The organism is Acidaminococcus sp. CAG:542, assembly GCF_000437815.1.
Classification (GTDB): Bacteria; Bacillota; Negativicutes; order Acidaminococcales; family Acidaminococcaceae; genus Acidaminococcus.
The window spans coordinates 1-2,326 of sequence record NZ_FR902067.1; the positions used below are offsets into that span (position 1 = coordinate 1).

Consider the following 2,326-nt stretch of genomic DNA (forward strand, 5'->3'; position numbering starts at 1 on the left):
CCACCGCCGCATCCTCTATGCCATGAACGAGGCAGGGATGCTGCCCAACAAGGCTTATAAAAAAAGCGCCCGTATCGTGGGCGATGTTTTGGGGAAATACCATCCCCACGGGGATTCCTCGGTGTATGACGCCATTGTGCGTCTGGCCCAGGATTTCTCCACCCGGTATCTGATGGTGGACGGCCACGGGAACTTCGGTTCCGTGGACGGGGACCCACCGGCCGCCATGCGGTATACGGAAGTCCGGATGGGGAAGATCGCCGTGGAGATGCTCCGGGACATCGAAAAGGATACGGTGGATTTCATCCCCAACTACGATGAATCCCTGAAGGAACCCACGGTGCTGCCTGCCAAGGTGCCGGCTCTCCTGATCAACGGTTCCGCCGGGATCGCCGTGGGCATGGCCACCAACATTCCGCCCCACAACCTGGGAGAAGTGGTGGATGCCTGCGTGATGCTCATCGACAATCCGGATGCCACCATCGACCAGCTGATGACCGCCATCAAAGGGCCGGACTTCCCTACCGGGGCCAAGATCCTGGGCCTGTCCGGGATCCGCCAGGCCTATACCACCGGCCGGGGGGTTGTGAAGGTACGGGCCAAGACCCATGTGGAACCCATGCCCAAGAACAAGAACCGGATCGTGGTGACGGAAATCCCCTACCAGGTGAACAAGGCCAAGCTCATCGAGAACATCGCCCACCTGGTCCAGGACAAGACCCTGGAAGGGATCACCGACCTGCGGGATGAATCGGACCGGAAGGGCATGCGCATCGTCATCGAACTGCGCAGCGATGTAGTCCCGGAGATCATGCTGAACAAGCTGTACAAGCACACCCAGCTCCAGGATTCCTTCGGGATCATCATGCTGGCCCTGGTCAGCGGCCATCCCCGGATCCTGAACCTGAAGCAGATTCTGGAATACTATCTGGATCACCAGAAGGACGTCATTACCCGGAAATGCCGGTATGAACTGAAGAAAGCAAAAGAACGGGCCCACATTTTGGAGGGCTTGAAGATCGCCCTGGACCATCTGGACGAAGTGATCGCCACCATCCGGGCCAGCGCCAATGGGGACGTGGCCAAAGCCGCTTTGATGGAAAAATTCGGCCTCAGCGACCGCCAGGCCCAGGCCATCCTGGATATGCGTCTCCAGCGCCTCACCGGTCTGGAACGGCAGAAGATCGAGGATGAATATAAAGAAGTCATGGCCACCATTGCCTACCTGGAAGACGTGCTCAGCGATGAACACAAGATCATGGGCATTGCCCGGGAAGACCTGCTGGATGTGAAGAAACGGTTCGGGGATGCCCGCCGGACTTCCATTGTGCCGGACACCGGGGATCTGGAAACCGAAGACCTGATCGCCGAAGAAGACGTGGTGATTACCATCAGCCACCAGAGCTACATCAAGCGCCAGGCTCTCACCAACTTCCGGAACCAGAACCGGGGCGGCCGGGGCATCAAAGCCGGCAGCGGCAAGATTGTGAAGGAAGACAACAAGGTGAAGGGAGACTTCTCGGAACATCTGCTCATGGCCAGCACCCATGACAACATCCTGTTCTTCACCAACCGGGGCCGGGTGTACCGGCAGAAGGGATTCGAGATCCCGGAAGCCAGCCGCACCGCCAAGGGGACCTTTATCCGGAACCTGTTGCCTCTGGAAGAGAACGAAAAGGTCAATGCGGTGATTGCCGTAAAGAGCGGCATCAGCGAGGACGAGAAGAAGTTCCTGTTCATGGCCACCAACCTGGGCTTTGTGAAGCGGACCAGCGTCAGCGAATTCAAGTCCGCCCGGAAAGGCGGCCTGATTGCCATCAACCTGGGCGAAGGGGAAGAGCTGATCGACGTGAAGCTCACCAGCGGCCACAATGACATCCTGCTGGCCACCCGGGACGGGTACGCCATCCACTTCCAGGAAGACGACGTACGGTCCATGGGCCGCACCAGCCACGGGGTACGGGGCATCAACCTGCGGCCTCACGACAGCGTGGTCTCCATGGACAGCTGTGTGGACGACACGGGAGAAGTGCTCACGGTAACGGACAAGGGCCAGGGGAAACGGACCAACATTTCTGAATACCGGGTCCAGACCCGGGGCGGCAAGGGGATCATCAACCTGAAGGTGACCAACAAGACCGGCCTGATCGTGGGCTCCAAATTCATCAACGAATCCCAGGAAATCATGCTGATTTCCGCAGCGGGCATCATCATCCGGATGAACGCCGCTGATATTTCCACCTACGGAAGGAATGCCCAGGGCGTAAAGCTCATGGATCTGGAAGCAGGGGATAAAGTAGCCGCACTGGCCGTAGTGAATACGGTG

General features: G+C 58.6%; 1 protein-coding gene. It reads left to right on the top strand.

Going from position 1 to position 2,326, the window contains the following annotated elements:
- Positions 1 to 2,326 (top strand): DNA gyrase subunit A (gene gyrA, locus QVO43_RS05265; RefSeq protein ID WP_288174567.1); only part of this gene is annotated, 2,326 nt, incomplete at both ends.